This is a genomic window from Gilliamella sp. GillExp13, from assembly GCF_001690815.1.
Taxonomy (GTDB): domain Bacteria; phylum Pseudomonadota; class Gammaproteobacteria; order Enterobacterales; family Orbaceae; genus Gilliamella; species Gilliamella bombi.
This window is the reverse complement of the sequence record NZ_LZHJ01000076.1, coordinates 1-1,864: the sequence shown is the minus strand read 5'-3', so window position 1 is coordinate 1,864 and position 1,864 is coordinate 1. Positions and strand designations below refer to the sequence as shown.

1 protein-coding gene is annotated in these 1,864 nt (G+C 31.5%); it reads right to left on the bottom strand.

Going from position 1 to position 1,864, the window contains the following annotated elements:
• Positions 1-107 precede the first annotated feature (107 nt).
• A complete protein-coding gene (locus tag A9G37_RS05455) occupies positions 108-1,619 on the bottom strand; it encodes a carbohydrate porin (protein ID WP_065574865.1) in 1,512 nt (503 codons plus the stop codon).
• Positions 1,620-1,864: the final 245 nt, after the last annotated feature.

Sequence of the window (1,864 nt, the reverse complement as noted above, 5' to 3'; positions counted from 1 at the left end):
CGTTAGTAAAGCTACGTTTTGCTCTTCGTGATGAATCGATTGCCATTGTTGTTACCTTCTCTTATTTTTAGTTTATCATAACAATGACCTTATAAAACTGGTACTAATTAGTGTAGCCGATCCATTTTATATCCTTCTTCGACATAAGTTTTACTTTTAACTTTGTCTTTCTGACGAAAGTAACCTAGTTCAACACCGCTTTGATTATAAGTATCCCAGATATAAGCTGGTCTTATTGCTGATTTAAAACTTGTAAAATCGGTATGTGGAAGATTAAGATCATAAGAATAAACATCATTTCCTGAAGTTAAAGCCAAAGCATGGGCAACAATGATATTATCGCTTAAATAAGCTTCACCTTCCGATACAAAACGATAAGCTTTACCACCAGTATGTGTACCTATATAGTCATTATCCGAATTACTGGCAAACTCTGGGTTATTAGTATTAATGTTAGCCAACTGTGATGCAACAGAATTGGTTGCTGTCTGTAATGTAAACTGATTAAATCCGCCAAAAAATTCATTTTGACGCAAAACAAGGCTACCAAGCCAAGCATTTTTAACAGATATACTATTTTGAATTTTAGATTTATTTGGTGCTGAATAACGAGCATTTAAACCAAGCGTTGCATTTTGCCATAATGGGATATCACGATAGCGAATTTCTAGTTCGTTTAAATCAACTTCTTCCTTTTTGTATTGGTCAATTTTATTTACTTTACTATCATCAGTACTAATTATTTCTTTTTTATTTTTCACATTTACATCTGCTCTAACTAATGATAAATCAAGAGCACCGACACCGACTTTAAGATTTTCAATACCAATACCTCCACCTGCTGGCGTTTTTTGTGTTTTCCAATCAAGCATTTGTATTTCATTATAAGGCAAAGAATGTTTACCCACCCATAATTTCGCATCAGGGAAACGTGGCACAAATCCTTTTGTTTCTAAATATATATCTGAAAATTGCATAATATTGTCATCTTGCGTATTAAATAAACCCGCAGCTTTATTTGTTGCCACGTTTCCATCAATCATAACAATTGCATCAACTCGCCTTCCATCTTGATCATAGACTTTTTGCTTAAAGATAAGATCATACCAACCACCATATTCATTACCAAATCGACCTAATGCACCTTCAGCATAATTTTTAGGTTTACCATTGCTTGAAGTTGACCAACCACCACGGAAGTAACCATTATAAGAAAATCCTATTTCTTCTTTAATATAATCTTTAAATTCAGCTAAAGTAAATGAAGTCTTTTCTGGATGATTGCTGTCTTGCATAGTATCGGTTTTTGGTGTACTAACTAGTAAAATTTGATTATTATTTGCTTGTACAGGATTAACTGGAGGCTGTTGCTTTGTAATTGCTACATTTTGACTATTTTTAAGCGCTTTTTTCTGATTATTTATAATAATTTGTTGTTTTTGAAGATTATTATTTAATTTAGCAAATTGCTTATTAGAATCAATTACTTGCTTTTTCAAATCATTAGACTCTTGACTAAGAACTAATAACTTTTGCTCTAATAACGCAATTCTTGCTTCTAGCTCATCTTGAGTCGCTGCCATCGCATTGGGTAAATAACACAAACCTAGCATAGTCATTAAAACAACTCGTTTTGGTTTGATTTTATATACTATTTTTTTGAAAATTTCATTTCTTTTCCCCCCCTTAAACTTATTATTAAAAAATAATTAAAAATCTTTTAAATTTCAGACAAAAAAAAACCTAAAAAATAGTCATAACTATTTTTTAGGTTTTGCCCGCTATAAATCGGTAACAATCCAATACCTTTTACTAGGTAGTTTAAATATAACCAATAAAAGCGACTATTCAAAAACTAAACACT

What these genes read in the sequence shown, in the direction of transcription:
- A9G37_RS05455 (WP_065574865.1), bottom strand. Translation starts at nt 1,619, where the DNA reads ATGACTATGCTAGGTTTGTGTTATTTACCCAATGCGATGGCAGCGACT.